General features: G+C 74.4%; 16 protein-coding genes. 9 read left to right on the top strand and 7 right to left on the bottom strand.

The features are described 5' to 3' along the window. Window positions 1–37 precede the first annotated feature (37 nt). The 3 genes from I003_RS0109070 to hisI all read right to left on the bottom strand — a co-directional run bounded on the left by I003_RS0109070 (window position 38) and on the right by hisI (window position 2727). Window positions 38–652 carry a TIGR02234 family membrane protein gene (locus I003_RS0109070; protein WP_027771241.1) on the bottom strand — a complete coding sequence of 205 codons (615 nt, stop codon included), beginning with the start codon at window positions 650–652 and terminating at the stop codon, window positions 38–40. A 132-nt stretch (window positions 653–784) separates the two neighbouring features. After that, on the bottom strand, window positions 785–2353 hold the full coding sequence (locus I003_RS0109065; protein ID WP_027771240.1) for an anthranilate synthase component I: 1569 nt from the start codon (window positions 2351–2353) through the stop codon (window positions 785–787). Beyond that, the gene (hisI, locus tag I003_RS0109060; RefSeq protein ID WP_027771239.1) at window positions 2350–2727 is read right to left on the bottom strand and encodes a phosphoribosyl-AMP cyclohydrolase; all 378 of its coding nucleotides are present in this window, start codon (window positions 2725–2727) and stop codon (window positions 2350–2352) included. The genes I003_RS0109065 and hisI overlap by 4 nt, the downstream gene beginning before the upstream one ends. Before the next feature lie 114 nt (window positions 2728–2841). On the opposite strand from hisI, the gene I003_RS0109055 reads away from it, so the two are divergent. Together I003_RS0109055 and I003_RS0109050 are read left to right on the top strand one after the other, a co-directional pair. Beyond that, window positions 2842–3486, top strand: coding sequence for a hypothetical protein (locus I003_RS0109055; RefSeq protein WP_027771238.1), 645 nt, complete (start codon window positions 2842–2844; stop codon window positions 3484–3486). A 73-nt stretch (window positions 3487–3559) separates the two neighbouring features. Continuing rightward, window positions 3560–4192: a TIGR03085 family metal-binding protein gene (locus I003_RS0109050; protein ID WP_027771237.1), complete on the top strand. Its 633-nt coding sequence runs from the start codon at window positions 3560–3562 to the stop codon at window positions 4190–4192. Between the two features lie 127 nt (window positions 4193–4319). On the opposite strand, the gene I003_RS0109045 is transcribed toward I003_RS0109050, so the two are convergent. From I003_RS0109045 to I003_RS0109035, 3 genes are all read right to left on the bottom strand, one after another. Then, on the bottom strand, window positions 4320–5669 hold the full coding sequence (locus tag I003_RS0109045) for an MFS transporter (RefSeq protein WP_027771236.1): 1350 nt from the start codon (window positions 5667–5669) through the stop codon (window positions 4320–4322). Window positions 5670–5686: 17 nt separating this feature from the next. Next, window positions 5687–6289: a winged helix-turn-helix domain-containing protein gene (locus tag I003_RS0109040; protein ID WP_027771235.1), complete on the bottom strand. Its 603-nt coding sequence runs from the start codon at window positions 6287–6289 to the stop codon at window positions 5687–5689. A gap of 233 nt (window positions 6290–6522) precedes the next feature. Continuing rightward, window positions 6523–7227 (bottom strand): response regulator transcription factor, encoded by a 705-nt coding sequence (locus tag I003_RS0109035; RefSeq protein ID WP_027771234.1) that lies wholly within the window; start codon window positions 7225–7227, stop codon window positions 6523–6525. Window positions 7228–7355: 128 nt separating this feature from the next. On the opposite strand from I003_RS0109035, the gene I003_RS0109030 reads away from it, so the two are divergent. From I003_RS0109030 to I003_RS0109020, 3 genes are all read left to right on the top strand, one after another. Continuing rightward, window positions 7356–8003 carry a M15 family metallopeptidase gene (locus tag I003_RS0109030; protein ID WP_027771233.1) on the top strand — a complete coding sequence of 216 codons (648 nt, stop codon included), beginning with the start codon at window positions 7356–7358 and terminating at the stop codon, window positions 8001–8003. Window positions 8004–8116: 113 nt separating this feature from the next. Next, the gene (locus tag I003_RS0109025) at window positions 8117–9070 is read left to right on the top strand and encodes an endonuclease/exonuclease/phosphatase family protein (protein WP_027771232.1); all 954 of its coding nucleotides are present in this window, start codon (window positions 8117–8119) and stop codon (window positions 9068–9070) included. Window positions 9071–9323: 253 nt separating this feature from the next. Further along, on the top strand, window positions 9324–11174 hold the full coding sequence (locus I003_RS0109020; RefSeq protein ID WP_027771231.1) for a glycoside hydrolase family 3 protein: 1851 nt from the start codon (window positions 9324–9326) through the stop codon (window positions 11172–11174). A 186-nt stretch (window positions 11175–11360) separates the two neighbouring features. Here I003_RS0109020 and I003_RS0109015 read toward each other — a convergent pair whose 3' ends face one another. Then, a complete protein-coding gene (locus tag I003_RS0109015) occupies window positions 11361–12314 on the bottom strand; it encodes a LysR substrate-binding domain-containing protein (RefSeq protein ID WP_027771230.1) in 954 nt (317 codons plus the stop codon). Between the two features lie 93 nt (window positions 12315–12407). Between I003_RS0109015 and I003_RS0109010 the strand changes: the two genes are divergently transcribed. The 4 genes from I003_RS0109010 to I003_RS0108990 all read left to right on the top strand — a co-directional run. After that, entirely contained in the window at window positions 12408–13163 is a 756-nt protein-coding gene (locus I003_RS0109010; protein WP_027771229.1) for a succinate dehydrogenase, read from the top strand. Between the two features lie 2 nt (window positions 13164–13165). Further along, on the top strand, window positions 13166–15115 hold the full coding sequence (locus tag I003_RS0109005) for a fumarate reductase/succinate dehydrogenase flavoprotein subunit (RefSeq protein ID WP_027771228.1): 1950 nt from the start codon (window positions 13166–13168) through the stop codon (window positions 15113–15115). Continuing rightward, entirely contained in the window at window positions 15112–15855 is a 744-nt protein-coding gene (locus I003_RS0109000; protein ID WP_027771227.1) for a succinate dehydrogenase/fumarate reductase iron-sulfur subunit, read from the top strand. The genes I003_RS0109005 and I003_RS0109000 overlap by 4 nt, the downstream gene beginning before the upstream one ends. Before the next feature lie 3238 nt (window positions 15856–19093). Next, window positions 19094–19265 (top strand): transposase (locus I003_RS0108990; protein ID WP_078563843.1); only part of this gene is annotated, 172 nt, incomplete at its 3' end.

The raw sequence follows: 19265 nt of genomic DNA, 5'->3' as shown, positions 1-19265 counted from the left end.
TCCCCGATCGGCCCAAGCGGCCGGCGACGGGGGCCCGTCACCGTTCGCGGGTGGGGTCCTCGCCGCGGTCGAGGGCCTTCCACAGCTCTTCGGGCCGCTCCGGGTCCACGGGGGCGGCCCGCCGCGGACGGGCCCCGGCGGCGCCGCCGGGGCGCTCGTAGCGCCCCGACATCGTCGGCCAGCCGGGGCCGTAGCGCAGCGCGAGCAGCCCGGCGCACAGCAGCAGCACGCCGCCGGCCAGGCTCACCCAGGGCCAGGCGGTGTGGCTCGCGGCGTCGACCGCGGCGTCGGTGAGACCGGCGGCGTCGGCGGCCTGGCCGTCGAGCGCGGCGGTGTCGGAGGCACCGAGGGCGGAGGTGACGATCACGCCGGCCCCGCAGAGCGTGAGCAGCGCGGCGACCACGGTGCGCCCGGTGCGGCGGACGGCGAAGACGGCGACGAGCGCGGCGAGCCCGACGATCGCCAGCGCGGACGGCACACCGGTGACGTCCCGGCCGCCGGCGCTCACGGGCAGCACGGCGTCCGCGACGGGGGTGGGCGCCTCGCCCTCGGCCCAGGTGCGGCCGGCGGCGACGAGGACCACGGCCGCCCCGAGCGCGCCGGAGAGCAGGGCGGCCGCGAGGGGGGTGCGGGAGCCGGACGTAGCTGTCACACGGCAAGTGTCTCGCACCGGTCCGGCCCGGTTCAGCCAGGGGGCGCGGGTGGCCGGATTCGCACGCCGGAGCCGCGCCTTCGCGCCCGGCGGGCCGCGTCGCGTACCGTCGCGCCGCCCCCGTGCACGCCGCTACCCCGCCGGCTCCCGCCCCTCCCGCGACAGGTGCTCCGCCGCCGCGACCGCGCGGAGCACCGCCGCCGCCTTGTTGCGGCACTCGGTGTCCTCCGCCTCCGGGTCGGAGTCGGCCACGATGCCGGCGCCCGCCTGCACGTACGCCGTGCCGTCACGCAGCAGCGCCGTGCGGATCGCGATCGCGGTGTCCGCGTCGCCGGCGAAGTCCAGATACCCGACGCAGCCGCCGTACAGCCCGCGCCGCGTGGGCTCCAGTTCCTCGATGATCTGCAGCGCCCGCGGCTTCGGCGCCCCCGACAGCGTCCCGGCGGGGAAGCAGGCGGTGAGCACGTCGAACGCGGTGCGTCCCCGGGCGAGCCGGCCGGTGACCGTGGAGACGATGTGCATGACGTGGCTGTAGCGCTCGACCGACATGAAGTCCACGACCTCGACGCTGCCGGGCTCGCAGACCCGGCCGAGGTCGTTGCGCCCGAGGTCGACGAGCATCAGGTGCTCGGCGCGCTCCTTTTCGTCGGCGAGCAACTCCTCGGCCAGCGCGGCGTCCTGCTGCGGTGTGGCGCCGCGCGGGCGCGTCCCGGCGATGGGGTGCAGCAGGGCACGCCCGTCCTCGACCTTGACCAGCGCCTCGGGGCTGGAGCCGACGATGTCGAACGCGCCCCCTCCGCCCGCGGCACCGGAGCCGCCGGTCTCGGGCAGCCGGATCAGATACATGTACGGGCTGGGGTTGGTGGCCCGCAGCACGCGGTAGACGTCCAGGGCGCTCGCGGCGCACGGGGCCTCGAACCGCTGCGAGGGCACGACCTGGAACGCCTCCCCCGCCCTGATGCGCTCCTTGATGTCCTCCACCGCCGCCCGGAACTCCGCGCCGCCCCACAGCTCCCCGTACTCCGGCAGCGCGGACGGCGGCAGCGGCGCCGCGCTCGCGGCCGTGGGGCGGGCGAGGTCGGCGGTCATCGCGTCGAGCCGGGCGACCGCGTCGTCGTACGCCTCGTCGACGCCCGTGTCGAGGTCGTTGTGGTTGATCGCGTTGGCGATCAGCAGCACGCTGCCCTCCCAGTGGTCGAGGACGGCGAGGTCGGAGGTGAGCAGCATCGTCATCTCCGGCAGCCGCAGGTCGTCACGAGCGCTGTCGCCGATGCGCTCCAGCCGTCGCACGGCGTCGTACCCGAGATAGCCGACCATGCCGCCGGTGAACGGCGGCAGCGCGTCCCGGCCGCCGGCGCCCTCGTGCAGATCGCGCGGGGTGTGCAGGGCCTCGACGGTGGCGCGCAGAGCGGCGAGCGGGTCGCCTTGCGTGGGCAGGCCGACCGGCGGTGTGCCGAGCCAGTGGGCGCGGCCGTCGCGCTCGGTGAGGGTCGCGGCGCTGCGCACGCCGACGAACGAGTACCGCGACCATGTGCGGCCGTTCTCCGCGGACTCCAGCAGGAACGTGCCGGGACGCTCGCCGGCGAGCTTGCGGTACAGCCCCACCGGGGTGTCGCCGTCGGCGAGCAGCCGGCGCACCACGGGGATGACGCGGCGGTCCTTGGCCAGCGTGCGGAACGTCTCCCGGTCGGGGGCGGTCACTCGGCGCCGCCCACGGTCAGCTCCCGGCCGTCGAAGCAGGTGCGGCTGCCGGTGTGGCAGGCGGGACCGACCTGGTCGACGCGGACGAGCACGGTGTCGGCGTCGCAGTCGAGCGCGACCGACTTCACGTGCTGCACGTGCCCCGACGTCTCGCCCTTGACCCAGTACTCCTTTCGGCTGCGGCTGTAGTACGTGCCGCGGCCGGTGGTCAGCGTGCGGTGCAGGGCCTCGTCGTCCATCCACGCGAGCATGAGCACTTCGCCGCTGTCGTACTGCTGCACGACGGCGGGCAGCATCCCCTCGGCGTTCCGCTTCAGGCGCGCCGCGACGGCGGGATCGAGGTCGGAGGGCCGCACGGGCCGGTTGCCGGTCATGGGGACATTGTGCCAACAGGGACGGACACCCCATCGTGCCGGACGAGGCGGCGCGCGGGGCCGGGGATGGCCCTTCCCGTCCACCGGATCCTGCCGATAGGGCATGCTTCGCCCATGACCAACCCTCCTCCGGATCCGCCCGCAGGACACCGCGGGCCGAAGACCGCCGTCACCGTCGCGGTGGCCGCGGCCGTGCTCGTCGCCCTGGCGGTCGCCGCTCTTCTCGCACTGCGCGGCGACGACGGCGACGGGACGCAGGCGGGCGGCCCGCGACCGCTGGGCAGCGCCGACCGGCCCGCGGGGCAGGACAGCCTCGGCGGCGGCAGGGAGACGAAGAGCGCGGGGACGGCGGCGGGCACCGCGGACGCGCGCGGGGATCGGGAGCCGGGCGAGTCGCACATCCCGTACGTGGTGCTGCGGACCGGCGAGTGCTTCGACCACCCGTCGCTGGACACCGGCGTGGACTCGGTGGAGACCCGCCCGTGCGCGGGCCCGCACGACGGCGAGGTCATCGGCAACCGGCTGCTCAGCGGCGACTTCCCCGACGGCGGCGCGCTCGACGACCAGGCGCTGGGGCTGTGCCAGCGGGCCGCGGAGGAGAAGCTGAAGACGATGCCGGCGGACGGGCGGCACTACTTCTACTACGCGCTGTACCCGACGCTGACGACGTACGAAGACCAGGGCCAGGACGAGATCTCCTGCGCGCTGACGCTGAGCACCGAGCCCGACGGCCCGAAGCTGACGCAGCCGCTGCCGTAACCCCGCCCGCGGGTGCGGGGGCACGGCGCTGTGTTGCGTGCCCCGCGGTCACCGACGGCCGTAGGGTGGCCGCATGACGACCCATGCGAAGCGGGAACGGCTGCTCCTCGCCGATCTTCTGGAGGGCGCCGGGCCCGAGGCGCCGACGCTGTGCGAGGGCTGGACGACGCACGACCTGGCCGCGCACGTGGTGGTGCGCGAACGCCGGCAGGACGCGGCGGGCGGCCTGTTGTTCAAGCCGCTGCAGAACCGGCTGGAGCGCGTACAGGCGGAGTTCCGGCAGAAGCCGTACGAGGAACTGGTGCGGCTCATCCGCAGCGGTCCCCCGCGGTACTCGCCGTTCGCGCTCAAGCAGGTCGACGAGGCCGCGAACACCGTGGAGTTCTACATCCACGCCGAGGACGTCCGACGCGCGCAGCCCGGTTACACGCCGCGCGAACTGGACCCGGTCTTCTCCGACGCCCTGTGGAAGCGCCTGGAGCGCGGCGCCCGGATGATGGGCCGCAAGTCGCCCGTGGGGCTGGTACTGCGCCGCCCCGACGGGCAGACGGCGGTGGCCCACCGGGGCGCGCCGGTGGTCACGGTGACCGGGGAGCCGCCGGAGCTGCTGCTGTTCGCCACCGGGCGGCAGGAGTCGGCCAAGGTGGAGCTGGAGGGCGACGAGGAGGCCGTGGCGCAGGCCCGGTCGGCGCCGCTCGGCTTCTGATCCCGCCTCACGCCCGCCCCGCCCCGGCTTCCGACGCCGCGCGGCGGGACGTTGCGCCGGGCAGCGGGGCGCCGCGCCGGGCGGCAGGGCGCCGGTCCGGTCCGGCGACGGGGCCGGGGCGATCCGGCTACGGGGCCGGGGCGGGCGGCGGTTGTGGCAGCGGGCCCGAGGAGCCGGCGCCGCGCCCGCGGCGCGGGCCGCGGGCGCGGGGCAGCTCGGCACGGCGCACGGCGGGCGCGGCGAGGCAGACGACGGCGGCCAGGCAACTGAACGCGCCGCAGGCCAGGAAGACCGGCACGCAGCCCCAGGCCCCGATGGCCGCGCCGACGAGCGGGTAGCACAGCGGCGCGAGCCCGAGGCCGGTCAGGCTGGTGGCGGCGGTGACCCGGCCCAGGTAGGCGGGGGCGGCGGAGGTCTGGATCAGCGCGAACGCCAGCCCCCCGCAGACTCCGCCCGCGAGGCCGCCGAGTCCGCAGGCGGCGACCGCGACCGCGGGGGAAGGCGCGAGCGCGACGCAGCCGAGCGCGGCGCCGCAGGCGACGAGCGTGGCGATGTGGACGAGCCCCGGGCGCGGCAGCCGGCCCGCGACGGCCAGGAGCAGCGCTCCGGCGCCGGCGCCGAGGCCGAACGCGCCGACGAGCCAGCCGAGTCCGGCCGCGCCCCAGCCGCGCTCGGCGGCGAGGAGGACGAGGCCGACGTTGAGCGGCCCGTTGAGGCCGAACTCGCTGATCGCGCCGGAGAGTACGAGCGGCCCGATGAGCCGGTGTCCGCGCACGTAGCGCAGTCCCTCGCGCAACTCCCGCCCGGGGCCGGCCGGATGCGCCCGCGCCGCTGCCGCTGCGGGTCGGTCGGGCGCGTCGGGCTGGTTCCCGGCGCCGGGTCCGTCCGGCGCGTCGGGTCCGTCCGGCAGGGGGCGTACGCGCAGCGTCAGCAGCAGCGGCACCGACCCGGCGAACAGCAGCCCCGCCGCCGCGAACGCCGCCGCGGGCCCGCCCAGCACCAGCGCGTACCCGCCGACCGGGGCAGCCGCGGCGCCGCCGAGACGCAGGGCCAGCGCCCGCAGCCCGGCGATCCGGCCCAGCTCCTCCGGCGGCGCGATCCGCGCCGGGAGGGCGCCGACCGCGGGCAGGAACAGCGCGTCGACCACGCCGAACGCCAGCGCCACCGCGACCAGCGGCCACAGCCCGGGGGCGGCGATCCCCACGGCCGCGGCGGCGCCCAGGACGAGGACGCAGCGCGCCGCGTCGGCGCCGATGACGACCCGGCACGGCCCGAAGCGGTCGGCGACCACTCCCCCGCCGAGCAGCAGCGCCGCGCGCGGCACCGAGCCCACCGCCATCACCACCCCGGTCTCCGCGGGCCCCGCGACCCGCTGAGCGGCCCAGCCGAGGGCGAGGAAGAACACGCCGTCGCCGAGCACGGAGAGGGCGTACGCGACGAGCCATCGCAGGACAACGGCGTCGCGGTACGCGGGCATGCGCGCGGGCCCCCGGCTCAGGGGCGGAAGGGGAAGCCGTACAGGTGGAGGGCGACGGTCTCGCGCCCGGAGGACCCCGCGGCCTCCGCCGCCTCCGCGGCCTCCGCGGCCTCCGCCCGCTCCCGCCACTTGCGCACGAACGCGCCCATCTCCTCCGCCAGTTCCTGCAGTTCGCCGGCGGTCAGCCGGACGGTGTACTCGGAGCTGAACGCCGCCCGCGTCCACTCACGCCCCCACCCGGCCTGCTGGTCGAGGTAGGTGAGGTACGTACGGGGCCGGGTGGCCAGCAGCTCGCGGCTGACGCCGGTCAGCGCCGCCGTGCCCTCCGGCGTGTCGTCGAAGTCCGCGGACCGGAAGCTGAACGACCGCCCCGCCGAGACCCGCCACCAGCGCTCGCGCCCGTCCTGGCCCTGCTCCGCCGCCTCCTCGATGAAGCCGTGCGCGGCGAGCTTGCGCAGGTGGTAACTGACCAGCGACACCGCCTCGTCGACCTGCTCCGCGAGGTGCGACGCGGTCGCGGTCCGGGCCGCCGTCAGCAGCCGGTACAGCTCGATGCGCAGCGGGTGGGTGAACGCCTTCAGCTGCTCCAGCTCGGTGATCCGCTCCGGTTCTCGGCCCATGCCAGGACCGTAGATACGAAAGAACTGTTGCGCAATACTTCTTGCGCAACTTCCGGCAACTCGTCGTGCCCGTCTGCTCACCGAGCGGGTTTTCGGGACGCTTGCCGGGGCGGCTTGTCGTACCGGTAGCCGCGGCGCGATTCCGTTTGCGGCACGTCAGGCTCGCCCGTCAGGTTCCCGCGCAACACAAGCCGAAGTCGTCGCACACTCGAAAACTGCTGTCGAAACCCGGCCTAGGCGTGGTCCGCCGTCCCGCTTTCCTCCTTCTCGCCGCCGGATCCGGTGTCGATGCGGTAGCCGACGCCGGGCACCGTGGCGATCAGCCAGGGCTCGCCGAGCCGCTTGCGGAGGGCGGAGACGGTGATGCGTACGGCGTTGGTGAACGGGTCCGCATTGGCGTCCCAGGCGCGTTCCAGCAGTTCCTCCGCGCTGATCACCCCGCCTTCGGCGGCGACGAGGACTTCGAGCACGGCGAACTGCTTGCGGGTCAGCGCCACGTACCGGCCGTCCCGGTAGACCTCGCGGCGGAACGGGTCGAGCCGCACCCCCGCGATCTCCCGCACGGGCGGCCGGACGTGGGCGCGCCGGCGGTCGAGTGCGCGGAGCCGGAGGACGAGCTCGCGGATGTCGAAGGGCTTGGTGAGATAGTCGTCGGCGCCGAGCCCGAAGCCGGTGGCCTTGTCGTCGAGCCGGTCGGCCGCGGTGAGCATGAGGATCGGCATGCCGCTGCCGGAGTCGACGATGCGCCGGGCGATCTCGTCCCCGGAAGGTCCGGGGACGTCGCGGTCCAGGACGGCGATGTCGTACGCATTCACGCCCAGCAGTTCCAGGGCGGTGTCCCCGTCCCCCGCTATGTCGCCCGCGATCGCCTCCAGGCGGAGACCGTCGCGGATGGCCTCCGCCATAAAGGGCTCGTCCTCGACTATCAGCACGCGCATACGCCGATGCTACGGGCGGTCGCCTATCGTCCGCGTATAGAAAACCGGATACGCACCGGCAACGCCCCGCCGCCTTCACTGGCGGAATGACTCGAACACGGCGATCGGCGCGGAGAACGGCCCGGTGGATGCGCACGCTTCTCGGCGTCGGACTGATCGCCCTCATCGTGGCAGTCGCCGCGCCTCTGGGCTACCGGTCGATGCAGACGCCGACCGGCCCTTCCGCCTCGGCCACCAGGCCCGCCTCGGCCACCCCCCGGTCACCGCACGACTCCGCTCCGGCACCGGAGGATTCCGCGCGGCGCGGGCGGGGCGGACCGGTCGGCGAGGCCGGCGGTGCCGTCCCCGAGGGCACGACGGTTTTCGACGACGGCATTCCCGCCGTTGCCGAACTCGACGCGGCTTTCCTCGGTGCCCTGCGCGACGCGGCGGCGGACGCCGCGGCATACGGAATCGATATCGAGGTCAACAGCGGCTGGCGTTCTCCCGCGTACCAGGAGCAGCTTTTCCGCAAGGCGGTCTCGGAATACGGATCGGAAGAAGAAGCCGCCCGGTGGGTGGCCACCCCCGAGACGTCCCCGCACGTGTCCGGCGACGCGGTCGACATCGGCGGCGCCGAGGCGCAGATGTGGCTCTTCGAGCACGGCGCCGCGTACGGCCTGTGCCCGGTCTACCGGAACGAGCCGTGGCATGTCGAGCTGCGCGCCGAGGCGGTCGGCGGCCGTTGCCCGCCCATGTACGACGACCCCACCCAGGACCCGAGGATGCAGAGGTGAGCGAGCAGGTGGCGACGACGTCGCAGGACGACACGGTGGAGATCGCGCAGGTCGGTGACGACCGCCCGCGGGCGGGCACCGGCAGCCGGCTCGCAGAGCATGCGGCCCTCGCGGTGCGCCGGGCGGCGTGCGCCCTGCGCCGGCCGGGGCCCTGGCGGCGCGGCCCGGTGTTCGCGGCGCTGGCGCTGCTGCTCGGCCTGCTCATGGCGCTGCACGCGGAGATCCCCCACGGCTCGATGAACGCCGGCAGCCTGGTGGAGACCTTCCTGCCGTGGTTCGGCCTCCCCGTCCTCCCGCTGCTGGCCGGGGCGCTGTGGCGGCGCTCGGCGTCCGCGCTGGTCGCGCTGGTGCTGCCGGTCACGGTGTGGCTGAGCCTGTTCGGCGGGCTGCTCACGGACAAGTCCCGGCCGGGCAGCGACCTCACGGTGGCCAGTCACAACGCCGGCGCCGCCAACCCCGACCCGGCCGGCACCGCCCGCGACCTGGCCGCCTCCGGTGCGGACCTGCTGGCGCTGCAGGAGATCACCGACGCGGCCCTGCCGCTGTACGAGGCGGAGCTGGCGAAGACGTACCCGCACCACACCACGCACGGCACCGTCGGGCTGTGGAGCAAGCTGCCGCTGTCGGGCACCCGGCCCGTCGACATCGCGATGTATCCGTCCCGCGCGCTGCGCACGGCGGTGGCCACCGAGCGGGGCCCGCTGGCGGTGTACGTGGCCCACCTGGGGTCCGTCCGCGTGAACCCCCGCGCGGGCCTGTCGACGGGCCAGCGCGACGCCGGCGCGCGGGCGCTCGCGGCGGCCGTCGCCGCGGAGCCCGCCGCGCGCGTGATGGTCCTCGGCGACCTCAACGGCACCGTCGACGACCGCGCGTTCGACGGCCTCACCGGCCGGTTGCACTCGGTCCAGGAGGAGGCGGGGAACGGCTTCGGCTTCACTTGGCCGGCGGGCTTCCCGGTGGCGCGGATCGACCAGATCCTCGTACGCGGCCTGGAGCCGCGGAGCGCCTGGGTACTGCCCGCCACGGGCAGCGACCACCTGCCGGTCGCGGCCGGCCTCGCCTGGTGAGCAGTGAGGCACCGGGCGGCACCGCGGCGGCGCCGGAAGAGAGGGCCGGGCGGGCACCGGGCGGCCGGTATTCCGGTTTCGCGGGAGGTGACAGGAAGCTGACCGTGCGCGGGCGGAAGTATTGACGCACCCTCGTGCCGTTGCCAGACTCCGCGGCCGAGTTCTCCTCGGGGGCCTTCACAGGGGGAGCAGCCCCGTCGGGCGGCCACCGATGCCCACGCAGCACACCCGACGCGCTGAGGAGTGTTCTCACATGCGGTCAACCAGCACGCGCAGACAGGCAGTCACCGGTCTCCTCGGCACCGCGGCGGTGCTCGGCGCCGCCGCCTCCGCCGCCGCCCCCGCCGCGGCCCGCTCCGGCGGCGCAGCGGCCTCCGGTTCGTACGCCCGGCTGCTGGCCCGGGCGCTGGCCCGCCGGATGACCCTGGAGGAGAAGGTCGGCCAGCTCTTCGTCGTCGAGGTCGCCGGGCAGGACGCGGACGACGTGACCGACGCGGCCGCCGCCGTCAACGTGCGGCGCTACGGCGTCCGCACCCCCGCCGACGTGGTGCGCAAGTACCGCCCCGGTGCCGTCATCTACTTCAGCGCCCGCAACGACGACAACCTCCGCGACGCCCGCCAGATCGCCCGTCTCTCCAACGGCCTGCAGCGCGCCTCGCTCGCGCACCGCCGCGGCGTCCCGCTGATCATCTCCACCGACCAGGAGAGCGGCCTGGTCCAGCGGCTGCCCACCCCGCCGGCCACCGAGCTGCCCGGCAGCATGGCGCTGGGCGCCACCTTCTCGACCGCCGACGCCCGGCGCGCCGCCGAGATCACCGGGCGGGAGCTGGCGGCGCTGGGCATCAACCAGAACTACGCCCCCGTCGCCGACGTCAACGTCAACCCCGACAACCCCGTCATCGGCCTGCGTTCCTACGGCGCCGACCCGCAGCAGGTCGCGCGGATGGTCGCGGCGGCCGTACGCGGCCAGCGCCGCGGCGGCGTCGCGTCGGCCGCCAAGCACTTCCCCGGCCACGGCGACACGGCCCAGGACAGCCACCTGTTGCTGCCGCGCATCGAGCACACCCTGGAGCAGATCCACGAGCTGGACCTGCCGCCGTTCCGGGCCGCGATCGCCGCGGGCCTGGACACGGTGATGACCGCGCACATCCTCGTGCCCGCGCTCGACGACGGCGTGCCCGCCACCATGTCCCACCGCATCCTGACCGGGCTGCTCCGCGAGGAGCTGGGCTTCGACGGGCTGATCGTCACGGACGCGCTGGACATGGGCGGCGCCACGTCCCAGTACCCGCCGGAGAGGGCCTCGGTGGCGGCGTTCGCGGCGGGCGCGGACATGCTGGTGCTGCCGCCGGAGATGGACGTCGCGTTCGCCTCGGTGCTCGCGGCCGTACGCAACGGGGAGATCGGCACGCGGCGGCTGGAGGAGTCGGTGGTGCGGATCCTGACGCGCAAGATCGACGAAGGGCTGTACTTCGGCCCGTTCGTCGACGAGCGCCGGGCGGAGCGGATCGTCGGCGACGCCGCGCACGTCGCGGACGCGCGGGCGCTCACCGGGCGGGCGGTGACGCTGGTGAAGAACGACGCCGGGCTGCTGCCGCTGGCCGCCGGGGCGCGGCGGGTGCTGGTCGCCGGGTGGCAGACGTCGTCGGCGCCGGCGCTGGACCGGCTGGCGGCGGCGGTCGGGGCGCGGAGCGGGCAGAGCACGACGGTGCTGGCGACGGGCGGGACGCCGGCGCAGACCGTGATCGACACGGCGGTGGCCGCGGCGCAGGCCCACGATCTGGTGGTGGTCGCCGCCCACGCGGCGGCCGGTGCGGAGCCGGTGGCGGAGCGGGGCGCGGCGCAGGCGGCGCTGGTGCGGGCGCTGCTGGCGTCGGGGACGCCGGTCGTGGTGGTGGCGGTGCGCAACCCGTACGACGTGCGGCGGTTCCCGGATGCGCCGGTGTACCTGTGCACGTACGGCACGGGGACGGGGGTGCTGACCCGGGCGGTCGACGCACTCTACGGCGATCTGCGCCCGACGGGGCGGCTGCCGGTGGCGATCCCGGAGCTGGGTGCGCCGGGCACCGACCTGTACCCGCTGGGACACGGGCTGGAGTACTGAGCCGCCGGGCTCCGGCCGGGGTGCCGCGGTCGCTTCCGTCACGGCTCGCGGCATCCGCCCGGGGCGGCCGGGGCGGCACCGGCACGGATACCGGCCGGTGCCCGCCCGTATCCGGGGCACGGTCACGGCTCCGCGCGTACGGAACCGGGCGCCCCGGCCCGTACGGCCGCCGTCGCCTCCGCTCGCTCAGCCGCCCCGCGGCGCCGCCGCGCCGCCGCCCACCGCGCCGATCAGCAGCCGGCGCAGCTCCCGCGCCGCCCGGGGCGGCGACACGTCGCCCCGGTGCGCCACGGAGATCGTCCGGTGCAGCCCCGGCGGCGCGAACGCCGTCGTCACCAGCCCCGAGCGCTCGGCGACCATGCTCGGCACCACCGCCACCCCGAGCCCCGCGCGCACAAACCCCAGCACCGCGTCCATCTCCCCGCCCTCCACCCCGAACTCCGGCTCGAAACCCGCGTCCCGGCAGGCCGCCACCGTCAGCTCCCGCAGGTCGTAGCCGTGCCGGAACATCGCCAGCGGCCGGCCCCGCAGATCCCCGATCCGGATCCCGCCGCCCGCCGCACCCGCGTCACCCGCGTCACCCGCGCCGCCGCCCCCGCTCCCGGCGAGCGGCGGCGCGTCCGGGGACGAGACCACGACCAGCTCCTCACGCAGCAGCTCCGTCGTCGTCAGCGCCGGCGCCTGCCCCGCCAGCGGCGTGATGACCAGCGCGAGGTCCAGCTCGCCGGCGGCCAGCGTCCGTACCAGGTCCTGGGAGCCGTCCTCGTGCACGTGCAGCTCGATGCCCGGATAGCGGGCGTGGAACCTGCGCAGCGCGTCCGGCACCAGGCTCGCGCACAGACTCGGCGTCGCCCCCAGCCGCACCCGTCCCCGCCGCAACTGCGCGACCTCCTGGACCTCCCGCCGCGCCGTCTCGGTGTCGGCGAGGATCCGCCGCGCCAGCGGCAGCAGCGCCTCGCCGGCGTCGGTGAGCGTGATGTGCCCGCGGGCCCGGTGGAACAGCTCGGCGCCCAGCTCCCTCTCCAGCGCCCGTACGGACTGCGACAGCGACGGCTGCGCCACGTGCTCCCGCTCGGCGGCCCGGGTGAAGTGGCGGGTCTCGGCGACGGCCGCGAAGTAGCGAAGCTGCTGGAGGTGCATGGAACGAGCCTAGCCGACCATAGGCATCACCTATCGAAAGCAGCGAATTCATGTCTTGGACGGATGCCACGTGCCCTCCCTACCGTCACAAGCATGGCCCTGACCACGAAGCCGGCGTCGAAGCCCGCCGCCGGCAAGCCCGCCCCGGACTCGCCCCGCCCCCGGGCCTACCCGCCGTCGCTGCCCGCACTGCTGTGGCGCTCCACCGTCGGCAAGAAGGCCGTGCTGGCCGTCACCGGGCTGATCATGCTCAGCTACCTCGTGGCCCACGTGGTCGGCAACCTCAAGATCTTCTTCGGTGCGGAGGAGTTCAACGACTACGGCCACTGGCTGCGCACCCTCGGCGAGCCGGTCCTGCACTACGAGTGGGGACTGTGGATCCTCCGCGTCGTCCTGGTCGTCTCGGTCGTGCTACACGGCGTGGCCGCCTACCAGCTCAGCCGCCGTGACATCGCCGCGCGCCCGGTCGCGTACGTCCACAAGCGCCGGCGCACGAGCTACGCCACCCGCACCATGCGCTGGGGCGGGGTGATCCTCGGCCTCTTCGTCGTCTGGCACATCCTCGACCTGACGACGCTGACGGTGAATGAGAACGCCCAGACCGGCCACCCGTACGAGAACACCGTCGCCACCTTCTCCACCTGGTACGGCAACGTCATCTACCTCACCGCGATGGTCGCCCTCGGTCTGCACCTGCGGCACGGCTTCTGGAGCGCCGTGCAGACCCTCGGCGCCGCGAGCCCGGCCCGCGAGCGGGCCCTCAAGGCCGTCACCAACACCACTGCGCTGGTGCTGACCTGCGGCTTCATCGCCGTCCCCGTGGCCGTCATGACGGGAGTCGTGAACTGAAGATGTCACCGACCTACGCGCAGTACACCGAGGGCACCCCCGTCGCCGACACCGCCGCCCCGCCCGGCGACATCGCCGAGCGCTGGGACCGCCGCCGCTTCACCGCCCGGCTGGTGAACCCCGCCAACCGCCGCCGCTACAAGATCATCGTCGTCGGTACGGGCCTCGCCGGCGGCGCGGCCGGCGCCACGCTCGCCGAACAGGGCTACCAGGTCGTCCAGTTCTGCTACCAGGACTCCCCGCGCCGCGCCCACTCCATCGCCGCCCAGGGCGGCATCAACGCGGCCAAGAACTACCGCAACGACGGCGACTCCGTACACCGCCTCTTCTACGACACCGTCAAGGGCGGCGACTTCCGCGCCCGCGAGTCCAACGTGCGCCGCCTCGCCCAGGTCTCCGTCGAGATCATCGACCAGTGCGTCGCGCAGGGCGTGCCCTTCGCCCGCGAGTACGGCGGCCTGCTCGACACCCGCTCCTTCGGCGGCGTCCAGGTCTCGCGCACGTTCTACGCCCGCGGGCAGACCGGACAGCAGCTCCTCCTCGGCGCGTACCAGGCCCTCTCCCGGCAGATCGAGGCCGGCAACGTCGAGATGCACCCGCGCACCGAGATGCTCGACCTGATCGTCGTCGACGGCCGGGCCCGCGGCATCGTCGCCCGCGACCTGGTCACCGGCCGCATCGAAACCCACCTCGCCGACGCCGTCGTGCTGGCCACCGGCGGCTACGGCAACGTCTTCTACCTCTCCACCAACGCCAAGAACTCCAACGCCACCGCCATCTGGCGGGCCCACCGCCGCGGCGCGTACTTCGCCAACCCCTGCTTCACCCAGATCCACCCCACCTGCATCCCGCGCTCCGGCGACCACCAGTCGAAGCTCACGCTGATGAGCGAGTCGCTGCGCAACGACGGCCGCATCTGGGTACCCAAGGCCCACGGGGACACCCGCCCGCCGAACGCCATCCCCGAGGACGAGCGCGACTACTACCTGGAGCGCCTCTACCCCTCCTTCGGCAACCTCGTCCCCAGGGACATCGCCTCGCGCGCGGCGAAGAACGTCTGCGACGAGGGCCGCGGCGTCGGCCCCGGCGGGCAGGGCGTGTATCTCGACTTCGCCGACGCCATCCGGCGGCTGGGGCGCGCGGCGGTCGAGGAGCGGTACGGCAACCTCTTCGAGATGTACGAGCGGATCACGGCGGAGGATCCCTACCAGGTGCCCATGCGCATCTACCCGGCGATCCATTACACGATGGGCGGCCTGTGGGTCGACTACGACCTCCAGACCACCGTCCCCGGCCTCTTCGCCATCGGCGAGGCGAACTTCTCCGACCACGGGGCCAACCGCCTCGGCGCCTCCGCGCTCATGCAGGGCCTGGCCGACGGCTACTTCATCCTCCCCGCCACCATCGGCGACTTCCTCGCCCGCCACCGCCCCGAGCAGGTCTCCCCCGACCACCCGGCGGTCGCCGAGGCCGTGGCGGACACCGAGGACCGCCTGCACCTGCTGCTCGCCGTCGACGGCGACCGCACCCCCGACTCCTTCCACCGCGAACTGGGCGAACTGCTGTGGGACGAGTGCGGCATGGCCCGTACGGAGCCGGGACTGCGCAAGGCGCTGGAGCGGATCCCGGCGCTGCGGGAGGAGTTCTGGCGCAGGATCAAGGTGCCGGGCACCGGCACGGAGCTCAATCAGTCGCTGGAGAAGGCCAACCGCATCGCGGACTACCTGGAGCTGGCCGAGCTGATGTGCCTCGACGCGCTGCACCGCGCCGAGTCCTGCGGCGGTCACTTCCGCGAGGAGAGCCAGACCCCGGACGGCGAGGCGGCCCGCGACGACGAGCACTTCTCGTACGCCGCGGCCTGGGAGTTCACCGCCACCGGCACCGCCCCGGTCCTGCACCGCGAGGACCTGGAGTTCGAATACGTCATTCCCACGCAACGGAGCTATCAGTGAAGGTGACTTTGCGGGTCTGGCGGCAGCCCGGCCCCGACGCGGCCGGCGAGATGGTCTCGTACGAGGTCGAGGACGTCACGCCGGAGATGTCGTTCCTGGAGGTGCTGGACACCCTCAACGAGCGGCTGATCCTCGCCGGCGACGAGCCCGTCGCCTTCGACCACGACTGCCGCGAGGGCATCTGCGGCGCGTGCGGGGTCGTCATCAACGGACAGGCGCACGGGCCCGAACGGACGACGGCCTGCCAGCTCCACATGCGGTCCTTCGCGGACGGCGACGTCATCGACGTCGAGCCGTGGCGGGCGGCGGCGTTCCCGGTGGTGAAGGACCTGGTCGTCGACCGCTCGTCCTTCGACCGCATCATCGGCGCCGGCGGCTACATCACCGCCCCCACCGGCAGCGCCCCCGACGCCCACGCCACCCCGGTCCCCAAGGCGGCGGCGGAAACGGCCTTCGAACACGCGGAGTGCATCGGCTGCGGCGCCTGCGTCGCCGCCTGCCCCAACGGCTCGGCGATGCTGTTCACCGCCGCGAAGGTCGTCCACCTGAACGCCCTCCCCCAGGGCGCGCCGGAGCGCGAATCGCGGGTGCTGGACATGATCGGCCGCATGGACGACGAGGGCTTCGGCGGCTGCACGAACACCGGCGAATGCGCGGTGGCCTGCCCGAAGGGCATCCCCCTGCAGGCGATCTCGTCCCTGAACCGGGAATTCCTCCGCGCGGCCCGCAAGTCGGCGTAGCCCCGCTCCCTCCGGGCCGGCGGGGTGGAGAACACCGCGGCGGCGAGCCCGGGACCGGCGGCACCCGCCGCTCGGCCGCAGCCGCCCCGCGACGGCGCCGGTCCGGGCGCAGGAGGTGGCCTGTGCAGCGATGACTACCCGGGCGAACTGGCCGAGCGGTACGGCTGGTGGATCGCACGGCCCGGACGGCGAACTCGACGTGGTCGTCGACTCGCTCGCCGGCCGCATCGCATGCTTCGACCGGCCCGGATCCAGGAGCAGGATCCCGGCGGCGCTCGCCGCAGGACGGAATCGGCCGGGCGACGATGAACTGCGCCTGGGCTACTCATTCGAACGCCGGCCAGAAGGAGTCACCGGGTCGCGTTGATGTGGTCGCGGACTGGGGTGCGGTGGGCGGTCGTGGTGCGGTCGGCGGCCGTGGTGCGGTCAGCGGCCGTGGTGCGGTCAGCGGCCGTGGTGCGGTCAGCGGCCGTGGTGCGGTCAGCGGCCGTCAGCAGGGCCGCGAGGAGGTTGCCGTGCCGGTCGGTGGGTGCGGGGGCGGGGTACGGGGGGTGTCGTGGGCGCCGGCGTCCGCTCAGAACCACACGTCCCGTACGACCCGGCATGTGTCGCATGTCCGGGCATGCGCCGCACGTTTCGGCGCGTCCCGGCACGTCCCGGCACGTCCCGGCACGTCCCGGCACGACCCGGCACGTCCCGGCATGTCCCGGCACGACCCGGCACGACCCAGCACCCCTCACGCCCGCCCAAGGGTATGCGCCCGCTCTGACAGTGAACCCGGGTCAGCGGCGTCGGCGGCTGGCCGGCGATGTGCATGGAGCGGGTGCGACGGTACGCGCCGGGGTGGACGGCGATTCGCCGAGTGGGCCGGTGTGCGGCGGTACGTGCCGGGGCGGGGGCCGGTGCGTGGGGCGGGCCGGTGAGCGGGGGTCCCGCGTCGGGGTGGGCGCCCGTCCGTGACGGAGGTGGCGCCGGTGGGGTCCGTGTCGGGGTCGGCGGTCGTCCCTGAGGGATGCGCGGGCCCGGGGGTGCCGGTGTCGGGGTGGGGCGGTGTCGTTGGGGCTCCCCCGGGCCACCCATCTCCTGAGTGTGCGGGCCTGCGTCCGGCGTCAAGGGCGCCCCCTCCGCTTCGCTGCGGGGGCGTCGCTGCGCGATGGGGCTTCGCCCCACCCTTGACCGACTCCGGCCCGTGAACGACCGGCAGCTAAGGGTGGCCCAGGGGGAGCGGCACCCCTTGAGTTGTCGTACGGGTCGGTGCCCGGCGGACGGGGGCCGGCCCGCCGGAGCCGGCGCGCCCCGCGCGCGGGCGGTCTCCGTTCCGGCGGCGAACGGAGCGGGGCGATGCGGGGTGCGGGCTGTCTCTGTTCCGGTGCCGCGCGGTCGCGGGTGGCTTCGGTGGGCTGGAGGGAAGGGCGGCGTTGATCGGGTCGGTTCGCACGCGGTCGACTCGTGGCGAGCGATGGCGCGGGCGGCCAGGGGGAGCCCGCGTGGGAGCCCTTGGGCGGAGGAATCTGGTCGTAACTCGCGGTAACCCCCCCGGATCCGGCCTGATCCGGGCCGATCCGGGCCTTGAAGGCCATATTCCGCCCCGCCAGGCGCGCCAAGGGGCTCACCTCTTTCCCGCAGCCGCCTGGGCGGCCCGGAGGGAGCGCTTCCGGTGCGAAGTCACCCCAACCAGCCCGCTAAACCAGGGCAAACGCCCCTCGGTGTCCGAGTTTTGCTCCGTGGCACGCGCCGGGCCGCCCGGACGGTGCGCGTCACCGCCCAGGCGGCCCGGAATGGGGGCTACCGGCACAAACTCACCGCCCTAGGCGCGCCAAACTGGGCTAAATCACCCGTGGGGGTGGAGTTTCGTCCCGCGACACGCACAAAACCCTCCGCACCCCCGGATCCGGGCCGATTCCGGCCTGGAAGGTCATACTCCGCCCCACCAGGCGCGCCAAGGGGCCTCACCCCTTACCTGCAGCCACCCAGGCGGCCCAGAGGGAGCGCTTCCGGTGCGAAGCCACCCCAACCAGCCCACCAAACCAGGACAAATACCCCTCAGTGCCCGAGTATTGCCCCATCACACGCACCAACTCGCCCGGACGGTGCGCATCACCGCCCAGGCGGCCCGGAATGCGGGCTACCGGTGCAAACTCGCCACCCCACGCTCGCCAAACCGGGCTAAATCCCCCATCGGGCTGGAGTTTCACCCAGCCACACGCGCGAACCCGCCCGCGACCCCGGATCCGCAGCCGGAAGCAGCCTGAGCGCACGCCACCGAGACGAACTCGCGGTAACCAGCTCACCAAAGCGACTCAAAACGCCCACGCGGCCGGACTTTCGCCCATCCACGTTCACCCGCGACCCGCAGACCCGACGTCCACCACGAAACCCCTGCCCAGCACCGGGCTGCCACCCCCGTCCGGCGCGCGCACCGGCGATCAGGAAAGACTCAACGCCGGGACCCCGACCCTCGTCGGCCAGAGCCTCCGCGACCGGAGGAATCCCTGCACCGACGCCCCGACCCCCGCCCACCAGTCCCCCGCGACCAGGACACGCCCAACCCCGGGCTCTCCCGACCGCCGGGCGCGGCCGCGACCGGAGGAATCCCTGCACCGGCACCCGAACCCCCGGTCCACCGGCCCGCCTGTGCCCGGGGAAGCCCCAACTCCGGGGGCTCCGCCCCCGACCGCTGGCGCGCCCCCGACCAGGGCAGACCCGACTCCGGCCTCCGATTCCCCGTCCACAGGAGCTTCCGCGATGGGAGCGGGCCCGGCTCCGATGCTCCGGCCCTGTCCACCGGTCCGCCCTCAGCCCGGAACGGACCCAACTCCGGTGCCCGGCCCCCGGTCCACGGTGCGTCCGCGACCAGAGCAGACCCCGCACCGGCCTCCGGCCCCCGTCCACCGGTCCGTCCGCGGCCGGGAAGACCCAACTTCAGGGCTCCGGCCCCCGCCCACCCAGGACACCGCCGACCCGAGCGGACCCGGCACCGGTGCCCCACCCCCCGTCCGCCGGGGCAGCCCCGCTACCAGGGCAGACCCGACTCCGGTCTCCGCCCCCGTCCGCCGAGGGTGCCTGGGATCAGGGCACGCCCGGCTCCGGCCCGCGGCCCCCGTGGTTGCGTCCTCGGTAGTGGTGTACGGGTTCGACCTGTTCCGGGGGTTTGTTCCGGCGTCGGGATGAGTCCCGCATAGACGAACGGCCACCGGCTGATCTTCGAGATGTCGAAGGCTCGAAGGAGATCAGCACGATGACCGCACCTGACAGTGTGCCCCTGCACGCCCTGACCGAAGACAACCTCGCCGCGGCGAGTCCCGACCTGCTGCGCGTGATGGTGAAAACCTTCGCCGACGCGCTCATGTCCGCGGAGGCCGACGCCCTCTGCAACGCCGAATACGGGCAGGTCAGCGACGAGCGGGTCA

This window comes from Streptomyces sp. CNQ329 (assembly GCF_000482585.1).
The sequence above is the reverse complement of the archived record's forward strand: the minus strand, read 5'-3'. Positions and strand labels throughout refer to the sequence as shown.